At 57.5% G+C, this 21454-nt stretch carries 19 protein-coding genes; 11 read left to right on the top strand and 8 right to left on the bottom strand.

The features are described from left to right. Positions 1–11 precede the first annotated feature (11 nt). A complete protein-coding gene (sugE, locus tag BIND_RS09945) occupies positions 12–326 on the top strand; it encodes a quaternary ammonium compound efflux SMR transporter SugE (protein WP_012384944.1) in 315 nt (104 codons plus the stop codon). Positions 327–341: 15 nt separating this feature from the next. On the opposite strand, the gene BIND_RS09940 is transcribed toward sugE, so the two are convergent. Then, a complete protein-coding gene (locus BIND_RS09940) occupies positions 342–1463 on the bottom strand; it encodes an amidinotransferase (RefSeq protein WP_041778024.1) in 1122 nt (373 codons plus the stop codon). A gap of 105 nt (positions 1464–1568) precedes the next feature. Between BIND_RS09940 and BIND_RS09935 the strand changes: the two genes are divergently transcribed. From BIND_RS09935 to BIND_RS09925, 3 genes are all read left to right on the top strand, one after another. Then, positions 1569–2297 carry a glutathione S-transferase gene (locus tag BIND_RS09935; RefSeq protein WP_012384942.1) on the top strand — a complete coding sequence of 243 codons (729 nt, stop codon included), beginning with the start codon at positions 1569–1571 and terminating at the stop codon, positions 2295–2297. 139 nt (positions 2298–2436) lie between these two features. Then, a complete protein-coding gene (locus tag BIND_RS09930; protein WP_012384941.1) occupies positions 2437–3132 on the top strand; it encodes a hypothetical protein in 696 nt (231 codons plus the stop codon). Between the two features lie 129 nt (positions 3133–3261). After that, the gene (locus tag BIND_RS09925; RefSeq protein WP_012384940.1) at positions 3262–4911 is read left to right on the top strand and encodes a Glu/Leu/Phe/Val dehydrogenase dimerization domain-containing protein; all 1650 of its coding nucleotides are present in this window, start codon (positions 3262–3264) and stop codon (positions 4909–4911) included. Positions 4912–4962: 51 nt separating this feature from the next. Here the strand turns inward: BIND_RS09925 and BIND_RS09920 are convergent, their stop codons facing one another. Continuing rightward, positions 4963–6180, bottom strand: coding sequence for a polyhydroxyalkanoate depolymerase (locus BIND_RS09920; protein WP_012384939.1), 1218 nt, complete (start codon positions 6178–6180; stop codon positions 4963–4965). Positions 6181–6363: 183 nt separating this feature from the next. Here BIND_RS09920 and BIND_RS09915 point away from each other — a divergent pair, with 183 nt between their 5' ends. After that, positions 6364–7017, top strand: coding sequence for a glutathione S-transferase family protein (locus BIND_RS09915; RefSeq protein ID WP_012384938.1), 654 nt, complete (start codon positions 6364–6366; stop codon positions 7015–7017). A 58-nt stretch (positions 7018–7075) separates the two neighbouring features. Here BIND_RS09915 and BIND_RS09910 read toward each other — a convergent pair whose 3' ends face one another. Further along, positions 7076–9526: a response regulator gene (locus tag BIND_RS09910; RefSeq protein ID WP_012384937.1), complete on the bottom strand. Its 2451-nt coding sequence runs from the start codon at positions 9524–9526 to the stop codon at positions 7076–7078. Between the two features lie 493 nt (positions 9527–10019). Between BIND_RS09910 and BIND_RS09905 the strand changes: the two genes are divergently transcribed. Together BIND_RS09905 and BIND_RS09900 are read left to right on the top strand one after the other, a co-directional pair. Then, positions 10020–10403 (top strand): hypothetical protein, encoded by a 384-nt coding sequence (locus tag BIND_RS09905; protein WP_012384936.1) that lies wholly within the window; start codon positions 10020–10022, stop codon positions 10401–10403. A 411-nt stretch (positions 10404–10814) separates the two neighbouring features. Then, positions 10815–11600, top strand: a complete 786-nt coding sequence (locus BIND_RS09900) for an LON peptidase substrate-binding domain-containing protein (RefSeq protein WP_012384935.1) — start codon at positions 10815–10817, stop codon at positions 11598–11600. 166 nt (positions 11601–11766) lie between these two features. Here the strand turns inward: BIND_RS09900 and BIND_RS09895 are convergent, their stop codons facing one another. From BIND_RS09895 to BIND_RS09885, 3 genes are all read right to left on the bottom strand, one after another. Continuing rightward, positions 11767–15477, bottom strand: coding sequence for a vitamin B12-dependent ribonucleotide reductase (locus BIND_RS09895; RefSeq protein WP_012384934.1), 3711 nt, complete (start codon positions 15475–15477; stop codon positions 11767–11769). Between the two features lie 236 nt (positions 15478–15713). Then, positions 15714–16433 carry an LrgB family protein gene (locus BIND_RS09890; RefSeq protein WP_012384933.1) on the bottom strand — a complete coding sequence of 240 codons (720 nt, stop codon included), beginning with the start codon at positions 16431–16433 and terminating at the stop codon, positions 15714–15716. Then, positions 16426–16881, bottom strand: a complete 456-nt coding sequence (locus BIND_RS09885) for a CidA/LrgA family protein (protein ID WP_012384932.1) — start codon at positions 16879–16881, stop codon at positions 16426–16428. The genes BIND_RS09890 and BIND_RS09885 overlap by 8 nt, the downstream gene beginning before the upstream one ends. Before the next feature lie 160 nt (positions 16882–17041). On the opposite strand from BIND_RS09885, the gene BIND_RS09880 reads away from it, so the two are divergent. Together BIND_RS09880 and BIND_RS09875 are read left to right on the top strand one after the other, a co-directional pair. Further along, on the top strand, positions 17042–17443 hold the full coding sequence (locus BIND_RS09880; RefSeq protein ID WP_012384931.1) for an NADH:ubiquinone oxidoreductase subunit NDUFA12: 402 nt from the start codon (positions 17042–17044) through the stop codon (positions 17441–17443). A 62-nt stretch (positions 17444–17505) separates the two neighbouring features. Then, complete coding sequence (locus BIND_RS09875; RefSeq protein ID WP_012384930.1) at positions 17506–18249, top strand: DUF2155 domain-containing protein; 744 nt, start codon at positions 17506–17508, stop codon at positions 18247–18249. Positions 18250–18262: 13 nt separating this feature from the next. On the opposite strand, the gene aat is transcribed toward BIND_RS09875, so the two are convergent. Continuing rightward, a complete protein-coding gene (gene aat, locus BIND_RS09870) occupies positions 18263–18958 on the bottom strand; it encodes a leucyl/phenylalanyl-tRNA--protein transferase (RefSeq protein WP_012384929.1) in 696 nt (231 codons plus the stop codon). A 203-nt stretch (positions 18959–19161) separates the two neighbouring features. On the opposite strand from aat, the gene BIND_RS09865 reads away from it, so the two are divergent. Together BIND_RS09865 and tuf are read left to right on the top strand one after the other, a co-directional pair. After that, positions 19162–19515: a DUF6156 family protein gene (locus BIND_RS09865; RefSeq protein ID WP_012384928.1), complete on the top strand. Its 354-nt coding sequence runs from the start codon at positions 19162–19164 to the stop codon at positions 19513–19515. A 119-nt stretch (positions 19516–19634) separates the two neighbouring features. Beyond that, complete coding sequence (tuf, locus tag BIND_RS09860; protein WP_012384349.1) at positions 19635–20825, top strand: elongation factor Tu; 1191 nt, start codon at positions 19635–19637, stop codon at positions 20823–20825. A 177-nt stretch (positions 20826–21002) separates the two neighbouring features. Here tuf and BIND_RS09855 read toward each other — a convergent pair whose 3' ends face one another. Further along, entirely contained in the window at positions 21003–21206 is a 204-nt protein-coding gene (locus BIND_RS09855) for a hypothetical protein (protein WP_012384927.1), read from the bottom strand. Positions 21207–21454 lie beyond the last annotated feature (248 nt).

Genomic DNA, 21454 nt, shown 5'->3' with positions numbered 1-21454 from the left:
AGGAATTGTCGATGGCCTGGATTTTTCTGCTGATTGCGGGCCTGTGCGAAATAGCCTGGGCTATTGGCCTCAAATATACGCGCGGCTTTTCGCTTCTCCTGCCCAGCATCGCCACTCTCGTTGCCATGGTCGCGAGCATCGGCTTTCTTGGTCTTGCTCTCAAAACATTGCCGGTCGGCACTGCTTATGCTGTTTGGACCGGCATTGGCGCCGTTGGTACGGTTGTGCTTGGTATCTATCTTTTCCACGAGCCAGCAAATTGGCCGAGACTCGTTTCCATCGGCCTCGTTCTCATCGGGATCATTGGCTTGAAAGTCACCTCGTGAGCAGGGCGAGCCGTTTCAAAAATAGTTTTGCAATGTGCCGCGTCGCCTGATGTCGAGCGTCGCGCAATGAAAGGCTCCGCCGAAGGCGGCATAATGCAGAAACGGGCAGGGGATGGGTTCGAACCCCCAGCGTTCCAGAGCGTCGATCATGCCTTTGTGATGCTGATCGACGATGACGCGTTTCTCATCGATCGTCAGCACATTCATATTGAGCCATTTGCCGCAGAGCGAGGTGATTTTCAGAAAAAGATCATCGATCGGGTCCGGCTCGGGAGCGACGAGAATATCCCATTTTTTCAGGATGGGCGGCAATTGCTCGATATCGATATAATCGGGATTGATCAGCAATTTGCCAGGACCCAAGGGCAAAATGGTCGTATCGATATGCATGGGGTTGGGACAGCGGCTCGTGATCTCATGAATGCGATAGGTCTCGCCTAAATGGCGGCGTAGCCAGGTGATGCCGGAAAGATTGGTGACATTGCTGCGGATGACAAACAGATCGCGCCCGCAACGGATGAAATCGGCGGCGTCGAAGACGGGTTCGAATTCGGTCAGGATATAAGTGACCGGTTCGCCCTTCCGGGGCGGATGGTAGTCGCCGTCATAGAGATCATCGCTTAATTGTGGTCTTGGCGCGGCCGTCCAGCGCGCGCCACGCCGGAAATAATCCTTGAGGATAGGACGATAGGAATGCGTCTCGAAATAACGGCACGGCCAAGCCATGGGTGTCTCGATGATCTCATCGCCAATCACCAGCATGCTGTCGCGCGGACAGGCATTACAAAAGCCGCGTGAAGACCATTCGGGTGTACCGAAACGCTTCCTGTGATCGACGGGTTCCGGCCGTGTCACGGTAATGTTCAAGGATTGCAGGAGAGCGATGAATCCGTCCAATTCGCGCTGTGCCCGCTCGACCATGATTTTGGGATAATGCAGGCCCGCGACCAAAGCTTGAAACCGTCCGGCCATGCCGGGAACGTTGCAGGACACAACTGGATGCCTGGAGGGGAGAGTCGCGCCTTCTAGCCGGCCGACAATCACTTCCTCCAGCGGGTCCCATTCATTGTGCGAGTTCACCGGGCAGGTCTGGTGAGGGGCGATATTCAAGCCAAAAGATTGCGCGATCATATCCATGGCGCACACATCCAGGTTGAGAGTCCCTGGGCTTGAAACCTTCATCCGTCTCATGGGTTCCGCTGCTTTGCCACGGCGGTGATGGCGCCTGCATGGAGCTTGTCCATGGCCTATGAACTTTACTACTGGTCCGGCATTCAGGGACGCGGCGAGTTCGTCCGACTGGCATTGGAAGAAGCAGGCGCAGATTATATCGACATTGCCCGCAAGCCGGACAGCCAGGGTGGCGGTGACACGGCGCTAATGGCGCTTCTTGAGCGAGACGATATCCCTCATCCGCCATTTGCAATCCCTGTCCTGAAGGACGGGGATATTTTGATTGGCCAAACCGCAGTCATCCTTCTCTATCTCGGCGACCGCCACCAACTGGCTCCCAGAGACGAGGTGAAGCGGCTGTGGACCCACCAGATTCAACTCACCATCGCGGATCTCGTCGCGGAGGCCCATGACACCCATCATCCTTTGAGTGCAGCTCTTTACTATGAGGAGCAGAAGCCGGAAGCGCTGCGTCGAGCCGAATATTTCCGTAAAGATCGAATCCCCCGGTTCCTCGGCTGGTTCGAAGAAATCTTGGCTCGTAATCCCGAAGGTGATCGGCATCTCGTGGGCAAGGCCATAAGCTATGCCGACTTATCGCTGTTTCAGACCGTTGAAGGTCTGCTCTATGCCTTCCCACGAAGTACGAAGAGGACCTTAAAGCACGTTCCACGCGTGGCGGCTTTGCATCATGCTGTCGCGCAAGGTCCGCGCATTCGCGCTTATCTCGAGAGCGACCGCCGTGTGGCATTCAACGAGCAAGGAATCTTCCGCCATTATCCGGAACTCGATGGATAAGCTCGTTATGTCGGCGAGCACGGACTGTGTTCGTCGATGAAATGAGCATCCCAACGGCGATATTCCGGATATGGACCCTTTGTATCCGCATTAATGTGGCAACTTGGCTGTTATGCGGGATTTCAACAGGACGTCGGCGATGACGCAGAATGAGACCTTGACTCGCGCGCCTTTAAGAACACCCAAGGCCGCTGCCATCGCAGGCATAGTCTTTTCCGTCCTCCTGATAATCATATTCTGGCTTCTGTGGATTTCGACACCGCGTGATCCACAAGAGCCTGGATCATGGCTTAGGGATAGTTCGAAAACCGTTGCTCTTGCTTTGAATCTGGTTCCCTTTGCCGGAATTGCCTTTCTTTGGTTCATCGGAGTGCTGCGCGACCGGCTCGGCCAGGCCGAAGACCGATTTTTCGCGACGGTCTTTTTCGGCAGTGGTCTTTTATACCTCGCCATGCTTTTCAGCGCTGCGGCCCTGATCGGTGCAATCATAATCGCTTTTTATGCGCGACCAGAGGAGCTTGTAGGGTCTACGACCTTTCATTTCGCGCGCGCCGCAATATTCAATATTGTGAATATCTATATGACAAAGATGGCAAGTGTTTTCATGGTCACGACGTCAACGCTCGCAATCTATACGGAGATCTCACCACGCTGGCTGGTCTTTCTCGGATACGGGATGGCTCTGGTTCTTCTATTCGGCAGCTATTACATAAGCTGGAGCTTCATCATTTTCCCGCTATGGGTGTTGATGACCAGCATTTACATTCTGGTCGATAATATTTGGCGTCGTTCGCCCGAGCGTGATGCAAAGAGTCATAGCTTGGAAGCCTTGTGATATGATATTTTGACACTTTTCAAAACGAGGGGAAGCGATAAGATCAATTGTATATTGCTCCATAGCTCTGATGCTTGCACGGAAAGTGAAGAAGCCCAATATTTCTGATAGAATTCAGGAGTGTGGGTCATGGTGGATCATCCCGTTCGCCTGTTGCTGGTCGAGGACAATCCCCTTCACGTTAAGCTGGTCCTGCGATTTCTTGCGGGGGACGTGCAACTGCGGTGTGCCGTGGAGGTGGTTGATTGTCTCAGCGATGGCTTGGCGCGGCTCGGCCGCGGCGCGCTCGATCTCGTTCTGCTCGACCTGATCCTGCCTGACAGCCAAGAACTGGAGACCCTGTTCAAGGTCCGAGCCGCTGCCCCAGACACGCCGGTCATCGTGCTGACCAGCATGGATGATGTGAAGCTGGCCGCGCGGGCGGTGGATGTGGGCGCGTATGCCTATCTGCTCAAAACCCAGATCAATGCGGTCTCGCTTGGCCGCGCGATCCGCTACACACTGGCGCGGGCGCGGACGCGCGGTAACGAATGGGACTCGCCAATATTCCGGCTTGCCCAGCAGCAGTTCCTGAAAGCAGCCCAGATCATGAACCTGGACGACAATTTTCGTCAGCGGCTGCTGTTCCCAGAGCGCACTCAGGTGGTATCGTTTCCCTTCATCCGCGACGATCAACAGCAGGTGGAAACGGTCTTCGGCTACCGCGTGCAGCATGTGCTGAGCATGGGGCCGACCAAGGGCGGTATCCGCTATCATCAGGACGTCGGGCTTGGCGACGTGGCGGCGCTGTCGACTTGGATGACCTGGAAATGCGCACTCATGAAGCTGCCCTTTGGCGGCGCCAAGGGCGGTGTGCGGATCGATCCGACTGGTCTGTCCAACAGAGAATTGCAGCGGCTGACCCGGCGCTATACTTCCGAGATTATCAACATCATTGGACCAGAGAAAGACATTCCTGCGCCCGATATGGGTACGAACGAGCAGGTGATGGCCTGGGTGATGGACACCTACAGCCAGCAGATGGGATATGCGGTGCCGGCGGTGGTCACGGGCAAGCCTGTCGTCCTCGGCGGTTCCCTAGGGCGGAAGGAAGCGACCGGCCGGGGCTTAGTCTATCTTGTCCAGGCCGCGGCGCAGCACATCGGGCTCGACCTCAAAGAGGCGACGGCCGTGGTCCAGGGATTCGGCAATGTCGGCAGCTTCACAGTGCAATTCCTTGCTGAAACAGGGGTAAAGATCATCGGTGTCAGTGATGTCTCTACTGGCCTCTACAATCCCGCGGGCCTGTCGGTTGAGGCGCTCTTGAAATATGTCGCCACCAACCGAGAACTGAAGGGATTCCCTGACGCCGAGCCGATCTCCAATGCCGAACTTCTGGAGCTTGAATGCGACGTGCTGGCTGTGGCGGCGCTGCAGAACCAGATCACAGCCGAGAATGCCGAACGGATCCATTGTCGTCTCCTGGCCGAAGGCGCCAATGGCCCGACCACCCTGGAGGCCGATGATGTGCTCAATGCGCGTGGCGTGTTCGTCCTGCCCGATATCCTCGCCAATGCCGGCGGTGTGACTGTGTCCTATTTCGAATGGGTGCAGGGCACACAGAACTTGACCTGGACGCTGGAGGAGATCAACCAGCGATTGAAGGCGATCCTGCTTGATGCGTTCCAGCGCACGCTGCATCGTGCGGAGACCGACAAGCTCGATATGCGCACCGCGGCGCTGATCGAAGGCGTCTCCCGCGTGACCGAGGCCAAACGGCTGCGCGGGGTGTTTCCGTAAGTGGCGGTTTCCTGTGACCGCCACTTCCACCCTTGAAGACCATGCCGGTTTTCAGCTTGTCATTTGAATGGTGTAACGCACTCTGGGATAAATTTCAGTGCTCCAGCGTCGCCCGGCGAAGACGCCATAATGACCAACGCCCATCTGCACATGATGGAACTTCATATAGGGTTTCAATCCCGAGCAAAGCTCCTGGGCAGCAAGCGTTTGGCCGAGGCCGCAAATATCGTCTCGCTCACCCTCAACGGTCATGAGCGCGGTATGTTTGATAGCTTTGGGATTGATTGGACGGCCATGCACCGTGAGCTTGCCACGTGGTAAAGCGTGATCCTGAAAAATCAATTGAATGGTTTGCAAATAGAGTTCGGCCGGCAAGTCCATAACGGTCAAATATTCATCATAAAATGTTTGAATGGCTTGAAGTCTTGGCAGATCATTGGCCACCCGCGCCTCCGCCATATCCTTGAAGGCGCGAAGATGGCGGTCCCAATTCATGCTCATAAAGGCCGTGAGTTGTAGAAAGCCCGGATAGACATCCCGTCGTGCGCCCTTGTAACAGAGCGGCACCTTATCCGTCAGGTGCTGCTCGAACCAGGCGATTGGATGCTGGGTCGCGAGTGCGTTGACCTTGGTCGGATTGATGCGCGTGTCGATCGGTCCAGCCATCAAGGTCATGCTGGAAGGCTGTGCGTCGTCCTTGTCTTCGTTCATGAGGGCAGCTGCGGCGAGCACGGGGACGCATGGTTGGCATACCGCGATGACATGCGATCTCGCCCCCATCATGCGCAGGAAATCGATTACATGGTCGACAAAGGTGCTGAGATCGAATCTGCCCGCACTCAGCGGGACGTCGCGTGCATTGTGCCAATCCGTGATATAGACGTCATGGTCAGCTAAAACGGTCTCGATCATCGCGCGCAGCAGGGTCGCAAAATGACCTGACATGGGGGCGACCACCAAAACGCGTTGCTGGTGCAGGTTGGTTTCCTTCTTGAAATGAAGGAGGGTGGCAAAGGGTGTCGAAGCGACGATTTCTTCCGTCACCGGGACCCGGCGATCACCCACAAGAACCGAGTTGATGGCAAAAGGGCGGCGCACATGCGTCACAGAAAGATTGGCGAAAGTCTCTAAAATGCCGACGATTTCACTGGCTGGCCAAACCTGCCCAAGCCCAGGGTATGGCGATCGCAGTGTCTTTCCTGCCGTGGCAGCCAATGGCCTGAGCAGGTCGAGCAGGTTCTCCTGCACTTCATATGTTTGGTAAATCATCAACGCGCACCATCACTCGGGCGAAATAACGCGCGTGAACCGTGATGAGTTGCTTATTCTATGCTCGTCAAATGCTGTTCAGAAAGCCGGCGTAAAATTTTTCTCGGAATACTTCAGGCTATGTACGTTCTTGTTTTTTAACGAGCATATTTGAGGTAGAATATACAAAAAGAGGAGTGATCCTTGAATAGTGCAACGCTTACGATCAGCAGTAAGAACTATTCGTCTTGGTCGCTTCGTGGCTGGTTACTGACGAAATTTGCCGGGCTGCCTTTTGCGGAAAAGATCATCTCGCCCGATGATCCCGCGATGCGCGCTGAGCTCCTTCTTTTGTCCCCTTCTTTTCTGGTGCCTTGCCTAACACATGAAGGGATCAAAGTGTGGGACACGCTGGCAATCGGCGAATATCTGAATGAAATCAAGCCGGAAGCGCATTTGCTGCCGGAAGACAGAATGAAACGGACGCACTGCCGCTCGATCTGCGGCGAGATGCATTCCGGTTTCTTTGCCCTGCGTTCGGCTTTGCCGGTAAATTTGAAAGGCGATTTTCCTAACTTCAAAGTCTGGGAACGGGCCCAGGCCGATATCGATCGCATTGCCGTGATCTGGCGGAATTGTCTCACCAGCTATGGCGGTCCATTTCTTATGGGCGAGCGTTCCATGGCCGACGCAATGTATGCGCCGGTGGTCACGCGATTCCTCACCTATCACGTCACATTGGATTCGGTCTGTAGCGCCTATTGCCAGCAAATCATTGCCATGCCCGAGATGATCGAATGGACCGAGGCGGCACGGCTCGAACCCGAAGAAATCGTCGAACTTGACGCCGAATTCTGAGCGATGACGAAAACTCGTGTGTGAACCAACCCGCCCACGACGCTCAGCGCGATGCAGCCTATGGAACCTGCAGACTCTCCACAGGTGCAGCGCCTGCAGCCTCGTGTAAGGCCGCAGGCAATCGAGCGAGTTCGGTTTCAAGGTCGCCTCGAACGCTTGGTGCGGCTTGCAACTGTCCCTCGCGGCCGATCGCTTCGAGCGCCAGCGCTGCCTGCGCCACGGCACGGGCGCCAATGACATGCGCCGAGCCCTTCAGCGTATGCGCCGCCCGACGCAACTCAGGCGCATCATTGCTTGCGATCGCCGTGTCGATCGCGCGCATGAGCTTGGGACATTCGTCGAGGAACATCGCGGCCATCTCTCGAAGCAGCGCTTCATCGCCGAGATTGCGGAGCGCGCCCTCCCAGTCGAGCACTTGTGCTGGCTCAGCTGGGCGCGGTGCCTTGCCGGCCAGGAAACATGCCGGGGGCTGTGCTGTCCGCGCTGTCTCCAGCCCAAGGCGCGGCGCCAGTTCGGTCACAGGAGGACTCTGTTGAGTGGGCGGCACTGACTGCTCAACCGCCCGGTACAGCTCGGCTGCCCGGAACGGCTTTGTGACATAATCATCCATGCCTGCCGCCATACAGCGCTCACGGTCGGCCTTTGTGGCACTGGCTGTAAGGGCAATGATGGGAATGTGACCACCCGTGTTCCGCTCTCGCTCACGAATCATGCGGGCTGCGGCGAGGCCATCCATCACCGGCATGTGCACGTCCATCAATACCACATCGAAGTCGCCGCGTTGCACCGCCTCGACAGCCTCCTCACCATTCTCGACCACTTCAACCGGATGGCCCCGCTTGGTGAGCAGAGCCACAGTCACCTGCTGGTTGACGACCCCATCTTCCGCCAACAGAACGTGACGTATCGGTATCTCGCCAGGCCGGGTGAACGGCGATGGAATGGGGATGTGGGGTTCGGGCAAGCCGACGCCGAGAGCCTCAGTGACAGCGTTCAGCAGGTCGGATTGCTTGATCGGCTTCATCAGCAACCGGGAAATACCGAGCTCATGCATCCGCGCTTCGCCGTCCGTTCGTTCCGCCGACGACAGCATCAGGATCCGCGTCTGTGCCAATTCCTGCCGCGTGCGGATCCGCCTGGCAAGTTCGAACCCATCCATTTCCGGCATAAACACGTCGAGGAGCGCGAGCCGCGGCGGCACACCTTCAGCTATAGCCCGATCGAGCGCGGCAAGCGCCTCGGCGCCGTTCGACGCAAGCGTCGGCACCATGCCCCAATTGACGAGGATCTCTTGGGTAATGCGCCGGTTGGTTTCATTGTCATCCACCAGCAAGACCGGCTGGCCGCGCAATTCATCCGAAGAGAGCGTGCGGACCTTGCGTTCTTCGCGGGCCAGGTGGAGAATCGGAGCAAAGGAAAACGTGCTGCCGACGCCGGGTTCGCTCTCGAGCTTTATCTTCCCGCCCATCTTCTCCGCGAGTTGTGCTGCGATGGTGAGGCCTAGCCCCGTGCCGCCATAGCGACGCGTCGTTGAAGCGTCGGCCTGGCCGAATGCCGTGAATACTTTCTCTTGCTGATTTTTCGAGATGCCGATCCCCGTGTCGCGCACCTCGAACTCGAGTTGCACGTCCGTATCGGTCGTTTCCTTTAACCGAACGTCGACCACCACCTCGCCCTTTTCTGTGAACTTGATCGCGTTGCCGACGAGGTTGGTGATGATTTGGCGTAACCGTGTCGGGTCTCCCACCAGCGCGTCAGGGATCTCGACCGGGACGTGATAGGCGAGCTCTAGCCCTTTGTGAGCGGCCCGCGCCGCGAGCGAGTGCAGCGTATCGCCCAAAGTGTCGCGCAGTTGGAACGGGATCGACTCAAGCTCGAGCTTACCGGCCTCGATCTTCGAGAAGTCGAGAACGTCGTTGATCAATCTCATCAATGTATCGGCCGAGTGGAGGATGATCGACACATATTCGCGCTGCTGCACCGACAATTCGGTGCCATCCAGAAGTTGGGCCATGCCGATCACACCGTTCATCGGCGTGCGGATCTCATGGCTCATATTGGCGAGGAACTCGCCCTTGGCCACATTCGCCTGTTCCGCTTCTGCCTTGGCGCGGGTCAGGGCGACTTCGGCCCGCTTGAGGTCGGAAATATCGGTGCAGCTCCCGCACCATTTGGATATGATCCCCCGGCTGTCCCGGATCGGCACGCCACGCGTCTTGAACCAGCCATAGACACCGTCACGCCGCCGGACGCGGTATTCCACGTCATAAGGGTGATGCCCCGCGACTGAATCCGTCCAGAATTCTCGTGTGGGTTCCCGGTCGTCCGGGTGCAGCACCTCTATCCAGCGCCAGCCGAGCAACTCGCTTTCCGGGACGCCGGTGTACTCTGTCCATTGGTGGCTGAAGTAGTCGCAAGTGCCATCCGGCGTGGCAGCCCAGACGAGCTGTGGCAAGGCATCAATCAGGTTCCGCCATTCACGGCGGTGATCGTAAACAAGATCCCCCATGGCTTGCCTTCGAACAAAGTGGGGCGCGAAGAGCTCAACAAGGCGGCGCCGCATGAGCTTGAACCTTGTCTACGAAAGCCGAGTTCTCCGCTTGAAAATGCATCCGGTTGGATGCGGGCTCGCGTGGCGTACGAAGACAAGAGAAAAGGTGCGACGCCCCTCGGCGATTTTCAAGAGATGGACTGGTGACGCTTTGAATCAGCCTCTTTAGTAAAATGCATCTATTTGTTTTATAATATAATTTTTGGTATTGGCCTATTCAGCGTCCCCCAGGATAGTTGAGAGCTATTACGCTCACGCTGTCATTCTTTGTCATTGCGTCGCGCCAATATGGCGAAGTTTATTCTGAATAATGTAATCAAGTTCAGCTACACGCTGCTTTGCTTGTGCAAAGATCATTCTGCAGACATCAGCATCGTTCATCAGATCATGAAGCTCAGCTACATTTAATTTGGCCTTGTCTTAGCTGCTGGAGAGCTGAGGTTTAGCTTCAATGGACTGGAAGTGGGATGCGGCCTGCGATATATTGACGCGTGAACAAAACGAGACAAGCGAAGCGTTCGAGCGCTTGTCCAAAAAATTGCCGGCTCTAGACGATGAATTCAGGGAGTCGACGGAGGGAAACGTGTCAGAAATCCAGAAATGGGACGATATGACAGAGGGGCAAAAGGTGGAGGCATTAGCACGTGCTCGCGCGAGTGGAGCAAGATGCGCCAGGAGCGCATGCGCTGGTGCTATCGGATATGATGCCAATGTGCTGATGGATTGCAGTGATTACGTGGAAGCACCGAGTAGGTTACAGCTCGCCTTTATGCAGGGTGCGCAGGAAGTTCTGAATAAAAGACTTCGGGAAGAGAGAGTGACCCCTGCGAAGTGAAATGGCGGGGAACTGGCTCGAATAATCTGAGATCATGGCCACCGTCCATTTTTACACGCTGCAAAGACGCATTGAAAATGCCTGCTTAAACAGCCGATTTATCCTATCCTTAACAGTTCGAAGGCTTAGGAAAGGTCAAGTGCACTCTCCCCCTCAAGGCTACGCAGATAATTTAGTCGCGGGATATTTGTAGCAAGATGTTGGTTGCCAATATAATGCGGCTAATCAGGTTCGCAATTGACAGGCAGTGCAGAGTGGTTCAGCATCTACTCTAGGTTGATACGACCTGCTGGTTGCGCCCTCATGGGAACGGTGAACGTATCGAGCCTTCAGGCTTCCCTTTGCCCGAGCGACTGGGTCAGCAACGCAACCACCTGACACGCCTGGTTCGCTCATGCAAAGGACCAAGACATGCGCGACTTTCGCGATGCTAAGGCCATGGCACAGACCCTGCGCGAAAACTTGACCGCCAAGGCCATCACAATCAGCTACAGCGAGAGCTTGGAACTGGTTTCGAAGATACTGGGCATTTCTGACTGGAACACCTTGTCGGCCTTACTCCAAGCGCGGCTGCGGGAGACCGCAAGTCCTCCCACAAGGCACCCAGGTGGAACGGTAAACTATCCGGCCCTTCCGATTCGGGATTTCGTGGTTTTCCCGACGATGAACGTCCCGCTTTTAGTCGGCCGTGACAAGACAAAGCACGCCCTCGACCATGCGTTTGAGCGTCACCGGGAGGTCGTGCTAGCCGTCCAAAAGGACCCCGCTATTGAAGAGCCTGGCTTTGGCGATGTTTACGAAGTTGGAGTGCTTGCCAGGTTACTTGAGCTTGAGCGGTTTCCCGATAGCACAATGAAAATCCTGGTGCATGCGCACCGGCGTGTCGCGATCTGCGGATTCATTGGGGAAGCAGGCGCGTTCCAGGCCGAAATCGCCGACATCAGCGAAGGGCCGATCCCTGATGCGCCTGAACTTATCCGAAAAGTTGTTGAACGGTTTGAACGCTACGTGGCTGTCCACGAAATCGATATACCGCAGACGTGGCCAGCCCTTGGTCAAATCCGCGATCCTGGACGCGTCGCCGATGTTATCTCTCAGCACATGGCCATGCCGATCAGTAAGAAGCAGAGTTTGCTGGCGACTCTTGATCCGGTGATCCGGCTCGAAAAAGTCGTTGCCCTGTTAGATGGTGAGTAGGTGATTGCCAACCTGCCTATGCAGACGATGAACATATGAAAATGTCACCAGAAATCAGGTGACATTTTTGTGGTAGAGCCAGATTGGAGATAGTGACAGTTCTTCTGGCAGAGTGACATCATATTTGGCACCCGACACCACCGCTACAACGTTTGCACCCGGCTGCTCATGAGCAGCCGGTCGTCGCCCCACAGGTATCGCATTTCAAACACGTGCCGTTGCGCACCAAGGTGAAATTGCCGCATTCCGTGCAGGAATCACCCGTATAGCCCTTCATCCGTGCTTCGGCGCGTTTGCCAGCCAAGGTTGAGGCGGGACCCCAGTCGAGCGCGCCAAGCTCCGCCGAGACTTCCTCCACGAGGCTTTCCTTGAGAGCGGTCGTGGTCGAAACCGCAAGGGCTGTCGCGCCTTGTGTTGTGGAGGCAACGACGCCACCTTGGACCAGCATCAGCTTGTCCGCCTTGGACCGCACGAAACCATGCGAGACAAGCTTCGCGGTGCCGGGCGGCACAACGGGCGTCTGCTGCGGCCGGCTGCTTTGCTTCTCGCCTTGGCCCAGCACATCAGGGCCGATCTCGCTCGGATCGATATGGGCGAGATCATTGCGGCCGATATAGGAAATCGCCAATTCGCGGAAGACATAATCGAGAATCGATGTAGCGTTCTTGATGGCGTCATTGCCCTGTACCAGACCCGCCGGCTCGAAGCGGGTGAAGGTGAAGGCATCGACATATTCATCCAGCGGCACGCCATATTGCAGGCCGACCGAAATGGCGATGGCGAAATTGTTCATCAACGAACGGAAGGCCGCGCCTTCCTTGTGCATGTCGATAAAGATCTCGCCGATCCGGCCGTCCGCATATTCGCCGGTGCGCAAATACACTTTATGGCCACCGACCACTGCCTTTTGTGTATAGCCCTTGCGCCGGTCGGGCAGACGCTCACGTTCGCGGATACGTTCTGTCTTCTCCACGATCCTTTCGACGATCTTTTCGGCAACGATCGTGCTGCGCACGGGCGCGGGGGCGGCGACCAATGCGTCGAGCGCTTCTTCCGTTTCATCCTCGTCGTCTTGCAGCAATTGGCTGTTCAACGGTTGCGACAGTTTGGACCCGTCGCGATAGAGCGCATTGGCCTTGAGGCCCAGGCGCCAGGAGAGGAGATAGGCGTTCTTGCAATCCTCGATCGTCGCCTCGTTCGGCATGTTGATCGTCTTGGAGATCGCGCCGGAGATAAAGGGCTGCGAGGCCGCCATCATGCGGATATGGCTCTCGACCGAGAGGAAGCGCTTGCCGGTGCGCCCGCAGATGCTGGCGCAATCGAAGACCGCATAATGTTCAAGTTTCAGATAGGGCGCACCTTCGATGGTCATCGCGCCGCAGACATGGATATTCGCCGCCTCGATCTCCTGGCGCGAGAAACCCAGCGCGCTGAGCAGATCGAAATTCGGCTCATCCAGCTTTTCGGCCGGAATGTTCAGGACCTCGGTCAGGAAATCAGCGCCGAGCGTCCATTTGTTGAAGACGAATTTGATATCGAAGGCGGAGGCGAGCGCCGCTTCCACGTCGGCGATCTTCTCCGGCGTGAAACCGCGCGCGGTGAGGCTCGCGTGATTGATACCCGGCGCATTGCTGAGTGAGGCATGGCCGACGGCATAGGCCTCGATTTCGGCGATTTGGGATTCCGGATAGCCCAGCGCGCGCAGACCTTCCGGCACGGCGCGGTTGATGATCTTGAAATAGCCGCCGCCGGCGAGTTTCTTGAATTTCACCAAGGCGAAATCAGGCTCGATGCCGGTTGTATCGCAATCCATGACGAGACCGATCGTGCCAGTCGGCGCGACAACGGAGACCTGGGCATTGCGGAACCCGTGCCGCTCGCCGAGGGCGACAGCCTTGTCCCAGGCCATGACCGCGTGACGGCGCAGGGCAGGGGCGCCGAGCGCCGGGTTTGCGTCGAGGGCTACGTGATCGAGCGGGACGGGGAGAATATCGAGGCTCTCGTAACCCGTGGATTCGCCGCGGGCCGCGCGTGCATGATTGCGCATGACCCGTAGCATGCCGGTCGCGTTGCGCTGATAGCCCGAGAAGGGGCCAAGCTGGCCGGCCATTTCGGCGGAAGTCGCATAGGCAATGCCGGTCATGATCGCTGACAGCGCGCCGCAGATCGCTCGGCCTTGCGCCGAATCATAGGCAATGCCGGACGACATCAAGAGCCCGCCGATATTGGCGAAACCCAAGCCGAGCGTGCGGAATTCATAGGAGAGCAAAGCGATTTCCCGGGACGGGAATTGCGCCATCATCACCGAGATTTCGAGCACGATCGTCCAAAGCCGAACGGCATGTTCATAAGCCTCGACGTCGAAAATCTTGGTCTGCGTATTGCGGAACTGAAGCAGGTTCAGCGAGGCAAGATTACAGGCCGTATCGTCGAGGAACATATATTCCGAGCATGGATTCGAGGCGACGATCGGGCCATCGGCCGGGCAGGTGTGCCAATCATTGATCGTCGTGTGAAATTGCAGGCCCGGATCGGCGGAGGCCCAGGCGGCACGGCCGATCTTCTCCCATAACTCACGCGCGGGCAGGGTTTTATGCGGCTTGCCATCGAGGCGCCGTGTCAGGTTCCAATCGCCATCTTGCTCCACGGCGCGTAAAAAATCATCGGTCACGCGCACGGAATTATTGGAATTCTGGCCGGAGACGGTGAGATAGGCTTCCGAATCCCAATCCGTGGTGAAGGCTTCGACATCAATGTCGGTCTCGCCCTGGCGAACGAGCTGGAGCGCCTTCTTGATCGCGGCATCGGGCACGAAGGCACGGCGCGCGAGCTTGATCTCCCGTTTCAACGCCGGGTTCTTTTCCGGGTTGAAGCAATCATCGCCCGGCCCCTCGCAATTGACGCAGGCGCGCACGATGGCCTTCAGGGCCTTCTTCAAGGTTTTGGAGCCGGTGACGAGGGCCGCGACCTTTTGCTCCTCGCGCATCTTCCAGTCGATATAATCCTCGATATCGGGATGATCGGCATCGACGACGACCATTTTGGCCGCCCGCCGCGTGGTGCCGCCCGATTTGATCGCGCCCGCTGCCCGGTCGCCGATCTTCAGGAAGGACATCAGGCCAGAGGATTTGCCGCCTCCGGACAGTTTTTCATTCTCGCCGCGCAGCTTCGAGAAATTCGAGCCAGTGCCGGAGCCATATTTGAAGAGGCGGGCTTCCCGCACCCACAAGTCCATGATCCCGCCCTCATTGACGAGATCATCCTGAACCGACTGGATGAAACAGGCGTGCGGCTGCGGATGTTCATAGGCCGATTGCGACTGGACCAGTTCGCCATCGAACGGATCGACATAATAATGGCCCTGGCTCGGTCCATCGATGCCATAGGCCCAGAACAGGCCGGTGTTGAACCATTGCGGTGAATTCGGCGCCACCATCTGGCTTGCCAGCATGAAGCGCAATTCGTCGTAAAAGGCCTGGGCGTCCTCTTCGGTATCGAAATAGCTGCCCTTCCAACCCCAATAGGTCCAGGCGCCGGCCAGCCGGTCGAACACCTGCTTGGCCGAAATTTCAGAGACGAATCGCTCTGCGGGCGGCAGCGCCGCGAGAGCTTCCTCATCGGGGACGCTGCGCCACAGGAAAGAGGGGACGCTATGTTCCTCGACGCGTTTCAGGCGCGCCGGAACGCCGGCCTTGCGGAAATATTTCTGGGCGAGGACATCGGCCGCGACCTGGCTCCAGGCCGCCGGCACTTCAATGCCTTCGAGAGAAAAGACCACCGAGCCGTCGGGATTGCGAATCTCGCTCTTGGCCGCGCGAAAGGCGATACCGGCATAGGGATCGACCGTCGATTGCGTGTGGCGCCGAGGGATCTGCATGGCACTGGCCCTTCAGTTCAAGAATCGTATTTGGGATTGGGAGCGGGCCCAAACAATGATCGTTCTCAGCCGACGCGCCAATATCCCGACTATCCGATTTCCGTGGCTAACAGGGTAAAGCATAGGAACTCTTGGGGATCTTGGCTGTGGACAAATTTTACCCGCGATCCGGCACGATTTTTGTGCTCATTTTCTGTATATAGTTAAGACATCATTAAACTTTTAGGTGCAGCGCATTAGAGAAGCCAGGGCAGCACCACGGGAACCAGCATGCTGGTCAAGGCGCCGTTCAGCCCCAGCGCGATACCGGCAAACGCGCCGGCCACGGGATCGCATTGCAGCGCGCGGGCGACGCCGATTCCATGCGCGGACAGGCCGACCGCGAAGCCACGTGCCGCGAAATCCTTGATGCGCAGCAAGTTCAAAAGTGCTGTGACCGATATGGCTCCGAAAATCCCCGTCAGCAGGACGAAACAGGCGGTCAAGGCCGGAACGCCGCCGAGATTTTCAGCGAGACTCATGGCAATCGGCATGGTGACCGATTTCGGAGCGAGTGAAATCACCACTTCGCGTGGCAAGCCCATCAGCCGGCCGAGCAGGACGGCGCTGATGATGGCGACCAGAGAGCCGGAAACCAATGCCAGCATCATCGGAATGAACAGGGCACGCACGCGCCCGAGATTGCGGTAAAGCGGCACGGCAAGCGCCACGGTCGCGGGGCCGAGCAGAAAATGGATGAACTGCGCGCCTTGGAAATAGGTCGCGTAATCGGTGCCGGTCGCGAGCAGAAGGCTGATGAGCAAAAGAGAGGCGATCAAAACCGGATTGGCCCAAGGAGGGCGCCCAAAACGGGCCGCGAATTCCTCGGCCAGGATGAAGGCGCCGAGCGTTGCTGTCAGCCAGAAGAGGGGATGGGCGGCAAGATAGACCCAGATGCCGTTGGAGGTCTCATGCATGGGTGTCCGCTCCTTTCGTCTCTGGAAGGGATTCCTCCCGTTGCGGTGTTTCCCCCGTGGCCTGAAAATCCAGATTGCCCGGGGGCAGGGTCCGGCGCATCACCCATTCAAACACAAGTGAAGTCACGGCCAGTGCGGCAATGCCGGAAAGGGCGACACTCAGCAAAATGCCGAGGCCATAGGCGCGCAGCATATGAACCTGTTCCATCACGCCGACCGCCACAGGAATGAACAGAACGGCGAGATAGCGCAGCAAGGTCGTGGCCAGGGTTTCGATTTCGGGGGGAACCACGGGATCCGTATCGCCTGCCTGCCAGCCGCGCCAGGACAGCCAAAGGAAGAGAAAAAGCAGACCAGCGACTGGTCCCGGCAGGGAAATTCCCAAGGCGCGCACGGCGATCTCGCCGAGGAGCTGGCAGAGGAGCAGAAGGCTCAGGGCATGGATCATGATCTATCCGGCGACGCTGGAAGAGAAAAACTCCGACCGCATGGGGACTGGACAGCACGGACCTGTGTCGCCATAAGAAGCCCATAGCGGGGGCCATGGGCGCGTGAAAACGGTCATGGCAGGATTTTAAGGCTGAACATTCAGGAAAGTAGGCCGATCAATGAATCTCCTGACTCAAATTTTTACCTGGTGGAACGGCGCGACCCTGAACACTCGTCTCTATACGAAACGGTATGGAGAAGAAGTCGGTAAGGACGAATTCGGCAACATCTATTATCGCAAGCCAGGTATCGATCCGGCGCTTGGCTTCGAACGCCGCTGGGTCATCTATGCCGGTGTCTCGGAAGGCTCGATGACGCCGCCCGGCTGGTATGGCTGGCTTCACCATACAACTGATGTGCCGCCGACGCAGGAAGATTACAAGCCGCGCCCCTGGCAATTGCCGCATCTGCCGAATATGACGGGAACACCGGAGGCTTGGCGTCCCTCTGGCTCGACACTCGCCGCTGCTGCGCGTCCGCCGGCAACCGGTGACTATGAGGCTTGGTCGCCGGAAGCTTGAGCACCGACCAATTGTAACGGCGGCCCCCGCGATCGGCGGATCACGAAAATCACGAGAGCTGTTTGCGTTTTTCTGCTTCCCTTCCTTCCGTAAGCCGGTTGCTGCTCGCCCTTGCCCTGGGGGGAGCCGGCCTCTTGCCTTGTGGTTTCGCGCGAGCGGATCGGATCAAACATCCGATCGCGGTCTTTTCGGGTCTCGACAAGATCACCGGGCGGATCATTTCCTTCGAGGTCGCGACCGATGAGACGGTCCAATTCGGCTCGTTGCAGATCACCGAGCGCGCCTGCTACACACGGCCCTCGACGGAAACGCCGCAGACGATCACTTTCGTCGAGGTCGATGAAATCGACGCCGCCGACAAGACCAAAACCCCGAAACAGATTTTCGCCGGCTGGATGTTTGCCGCAAGCCCGGGGCTGCATGCCTTGGAACATCCCGTCTATGATATCTGGCTGAACGATTGCAAAGGCGGCAAAGAGGTTCTGCCGAGCCCGGATACAGCAGCGGGTTTGCCAGCAACGCCGGACAATGCGAAAGAGGCTTCGGACATCGACCCGTCGGAAGCGCCGAAGCCCAGCCCAGCCAAATCCAAGTCAAAACCCAAGCCCAAACCGGTTCAACCGCCACCTGACGATTCGTTCGATGATCCGCTGGCGCCTCCGGCCATGCGTCGGGCTCCGCCCGATGACGGACCCGTCGAAGTGGGGCCACCGCCCGGCCTGATCCCAGACGCTCCTCCTCCTGAGCGGCGCAGGCGCAAACGTGTTCCACCACCGGCCGATGCGCCGCCGGATGGTTTCTACTGAGACGGGTCAGTCTTTACGCTCCGCCGTGTTCTGGCGCTGTGTTCTGACGGATTGTAGCGAGCACTTCGGCTCCCGAAATCCTCTGACCCTTGGGCCAGCGCCAGAAATCGGCTGGAAGAGTGATGGCCTCGGCGAGCAGGCGTCGATAGGCCTCCTTGGGCACTTCGATCGCCCCGAGCGTGGCGAGATGCGGCGTCACGAATTGCGTATCGAGCAGGCGGAAGCCGCTGTGGATCAACCGGGCCGCGAGATGGGCGAGGGCAACTTTCGAGGCATCCGTTTTGCGGTGAAACATGCTTTCGCCAAAAAAAGCGCCGCCGAGCTGGACGCCATAGAGCCCGCCGATGAGCTCTCCCTCCTGCCATGTCTCGACGGTGTGAACCTGTCCGATGTCGAAAAGCTGGCGATAGAGCAGGCGGATACGGGCATTGATCCAGGTCTTGTCTCGACCTGGTGCCTCGGCGGCACATTGGTCGATGACCGCGTCGAAATCATAATCGACCCGCACCTCGAAACGATCCGAACGGATCGTCTTGGCGAGGCTTTTGGAAATGATCATCCCATCGAGCGGAAAAATGCCGCGCAATTCCGGATCGACCCAGAACAGATTCGGGTCTTCCGCGCTTTCGGCCATGGGAAACAAGCCGATCGAATAGGCGCGCAGCAGGATGTCACTGGTGATTTCGAATTGATCGCGCGAATGAGCCATGGGGAAAAGGTGCGCGCGCGCTTCCTGCTCGTCAAGATGGGCGACCCGCCGGGCGGATCTTAAAGATTGGCGATGGTGATCGGATTCGGTTCGAGGCGCGGAAATTTGCGCGCTGCCAGGGTTTCTCCCCCTGGGCATTGTCGGCGTGAGGATTTTCATCGTAAAGAAGGCGTGTCATCAGTTTTTTAAATGGATCGCCTTGCATGAACGACACCGAGGACTATATCGAGAATCCGCCAGAGGAAAAAAATTACGATACTTCCCAGGATCCTGAAAACGCTCGTTATTTCGTCTCCTATACGGGGGTGAAGCTGCCCGTGCGCATGATCAATCCGCTTGAGCCGGAAGCTTTGCGCAACCGCAATACTTTTATTGTCGCTTATTTCGACGAGCAGGAGCGACTCCTCGGTTTCAAGAAAATGGTCTACGGGGAAATCGAGATTTCCCATAAATATGAATATGATACGGCGGGTATCGTGCGGCGCGCCGAAATTTTTATGGATGATGATACGACAGAGCTTTTCTTCGATGAAAATGGCGCCCCCAGCGCCGGTTGAGGCCCGCTTGGAAAAGGGCGGCTTGACTTTGTCCGCTTCGCTTGAAACTAAGGCGCCGCTGCGTCATCCGGCCAGTCTTCTCTCCAAATCAGCAAATTGAATGATTGAGGTTTTCGCCTATGGGCAAGGAAAAATTTGAGCGGACGAAGCCGCATTGCAACATTGGAACGATTGGCCATGTTGACCATGGCAAGACGTCACTGACGGCGGCGATCACCAAGGTTCTGGCGGAAGCGGGCGGCGCGACCTTTACGGCCTATGATCAGATCGACAAGGCGCCGGAAGAGAAGGCGCGCGGCATCACGATCTCGACGGCGCATGTGGAATATGAGACGCCGAAGCGGCATTACGCGCATGTGGACTGCCCCGGCCACGCCGACTATGTGAAAAACATGATCACCGGCGCGGCGCAGATGGACGGGGCGATCCTGGTGGTTTCGGCGGCCGATGGCCCGATGCCGCAGACGCGCGAGCATATTCTTCTGGCGCGCCAGGTCGGTGTTCCGGCGCTGGTCGTGTTCCTGAACAAGGTCGACATGGTCGATGACGCGGAACTGCTCGAACTCGTCGAGCTGGAAGTGCGCGAGCTTCTGTCGAAATATGACTTCCCCGGCGATGACATTCCGATCACCAAGGGTTCGGCCCTGTGCGCCTTGGAAAACCGCAATCCGGAAATCGGTCATGATGCGGTTCTCGCTCTGATGCAGACGGTGGATGATTATATTCCGCAGCCGGAACGTCCGATCGATCTGCCGTTCCTGATGCCGGTGGAAGACGTGTTCTCGATCTCAGGCCGCGGTACGGTTGTGACAGGCCGCGTCGAGCGTGGCGTCATCAAGGTCGGTGAGGAAATCGAGATCGTCGGTCTGCGGCCGACGGTGAAGACGACGGTGACCGGCGTCGAAATGTTCCGCAAGCTTCTGGACCAGGGTCAGGCGGGCGACAATATCGGCGCTCTGCTGCGTGGCACCAAGCGCGAGGATGTGGAGCGTGGCCAGATCCTGTGCAAGCCGGGTTCCGTGAAGCCGCACACCAAGTTCAAGGCGGAAGCCTATATTCTGACCAAGGATGAGGGTGGCCGGCATACGCCGTTCTTCACCAACTATCGTCCGCAGTTCTATTTCCGGACGACCGATGTGACGGGCGTCGTGACGCTGCCGGAAGGCACGGAAATGGTGATGCCTGGCGATAATGTGACGATGGATGTGGAGCTGATCGTTCCGATCGCGATGGAAGAGAAGCTGCGCTTCGCCATCCGCGAAGGTGGCCGCACGGTCGGCGCCGGCGTCGTCGCCTCCATTACCGAGTAAAAGCTTGAAGCGGCCGGGCTCGGTCCGGCCGCTTGGTCAGGTTGGTTGATTTATCGAGAGCGTGATGCTGGAGGAAACCCAGTATGACGCTCTTATTTTTTCAAAGAGGCCACCCATTCGCCCCCAAAGGGGCCCTTTCGTTGGGCATTGGGGCTCTTTTCTGAAAACGTTCTGGGCTTAACGGTCGGCGCAGACGAGACGGAGTTCCTTGCGGGTCACGCCATAGCCTTCGTCGAGGGAGACTTCCTGGCTGACGCAGCCCGCTGGCGCCATTTCGCTGGCACGGGCCTCGACCGTTTCAATATGCGGAGTGACGACGAGAAAAGCCACCATAATGGCGCCGAGAAAGACAGCAGTGAGAAGAGCGACCGTCTTGAACATGATGGGAAAATGTCCGGCGTGGGCGCTGGTGATCAGCGCGTGAAGGAGCCTCGAAGAGGCCCCTGATCTTGTTGCGGGATATCTACGGCGAAGCGAAAGGCTCGCCTAGTGCTGGTGCGCAACACTGAGTTGAAACGTTGTTTTGGGCTAAATTATATCTTGATTGGGCGTCAGGCCGTTTCGCCGGATGAAAATCTCATCCAAAGCCCCCTTTATCCTTGAGTCCCCTTATCTCTTGAATGGCCGTG

The organism is Beijerinckia indica subsp. indica ATCC 9039 (assembly GCF_000019845.1).
Taxonomy (GTDB): domain Bacteria; phylum Pseudomonadota; class Alphaproteobacteria; order Rhizobiales; family Beijerinckiaceae; genus Beijerinckia; species Beijerinckia indica.
This window is presented reverse-complemented; position numbering and strand designations above follow the sequence as displayed.

What these genes read in the sequence shown, in the direction of transcription:
- BIND_RS09865 (WP_012384928.1), top strand. Translation starts at nt 19,162, where the DNA reads ATGAACGACACCGAGGACTATATCGAGAATCCGCCAGAGGAAAAAAAT.
- BIND_RS09895 (WP_012384934.1), bottom strand. Translation starts at nt 15,477, where the DNA reads ATGCAGATCCCTCGGCGCCACACGCAATCGACGGTCGATCCCTATGCC.
- BIND_RS09925 (WP_012384940.1), top strand. Translation starts at nt 3,262, where the DNA reads ATGGTGGATCATCCCGTTCGCCTGTTGCTGGTCGAGGACAATCCCCTT.
- BIND_RS09940 (WP_041778024.1), bottom strand. Translation starts at nt 1,463, where the DNA reads ATGGATATGATCGCGCAATCTTTTGGCTTGAATATCGCCCCTCACCAG.
- sugE (WP_012384944.1), top strand. Translation starts at nt 12, where the DNA reads ATGGCCTGGATTTTTCTGCTGATTGCGGGCCTGTGCGAAATAGCCTGG.
- BIND_RS09910 (WP_012384937.1), bottom strand. Translation starts at nt 9,526, where the DNA reads ATGGGGGATCTTGTTTACGATCACCGCCGTGAATGGCGGAACCTGATT.
- BIND_RS09930 (WP_012384941.1), top strand. Translation starts at nt 2,437, where the DNA reads ATGACGCAGAATGAGACCTTGACTCGCGCGCCTTTAAGAACACCCAAG.
- BIND_RS09880 (WP_012384931.1), top strand. Translation starts at nt 17,042, where the DNA reads ATGAATCTCCTGACTCAAATTTTTACCTGGTGGAACGGCGCGACCCTG.
- BIND_RS09905 (WP_012384936.1), top strand. Translation starts at nt 10,020, where the DNA reads ATGGACTGGAAGTGGGATGCGGCCTGCGATATATTGACGCGTGAACAA.
- tuf (WP_012384349.1), top strand. Translation starts at nt 19,635, where the DNA reads ATGGGCAAGGAAAAATTTGAGCGGACGAAGCCGCATTGCAACATTGGA.
- aat (WP_012384929.1), bottom strand. Translation starts at nt 18,958, where the DNA reads ATGGCTCATTCGCGCGATCAATTCGAAATCACCAGTGACATCCTGCTG.
- BIND_RS09885 (WP_012384932.1), bottom strand. Translation starts at nt 16,881, where the DNA reads ATGATCCATGCCCTGAGCCTTCTGCTCCTCTGCCAGCTCCTCGGCGAG.
- BIND_RS09900 (WP_012384935.1), top strand. Translation starts at nt 10,815, where the DNA reads ATGCGCGACTTTCGCGATGCTAAGGCCATGGCACAGACCCTGCGCGAA.
- BIND_RS09920 (WP_012384939.1), bottom strand. Translation starts at nt 6,180, where the DNA reads ATGATTTACCAAACATATGAAGTGCAGGAGAACCTGCTCGACCTGCTC.
- BIND_RS09935 (WP_012384942.1), top strand. Translation starts at nt 1,569, where the DNA reads ATGGCCTATGAACTTTACTACTGGTCCGGCATTCAGGGACGCGGCGAG.
- BIND_RS09890 (WP_012384933.1), bottom strand. Translation starts at nt 16,433, where the DNA reads ATGCATGAGACCTCCAACGGCATCTGGGTCTATCTTGCCGCCCATCCC.
- BIND_RS09855 (WP_012384927.1), bottom strand. Translation starts at nt 21,206, where the DNA reads ATGTTCAAGACGGTCGCTCTTCTCACTGCTGTCTTTCTCGGCGCCATT.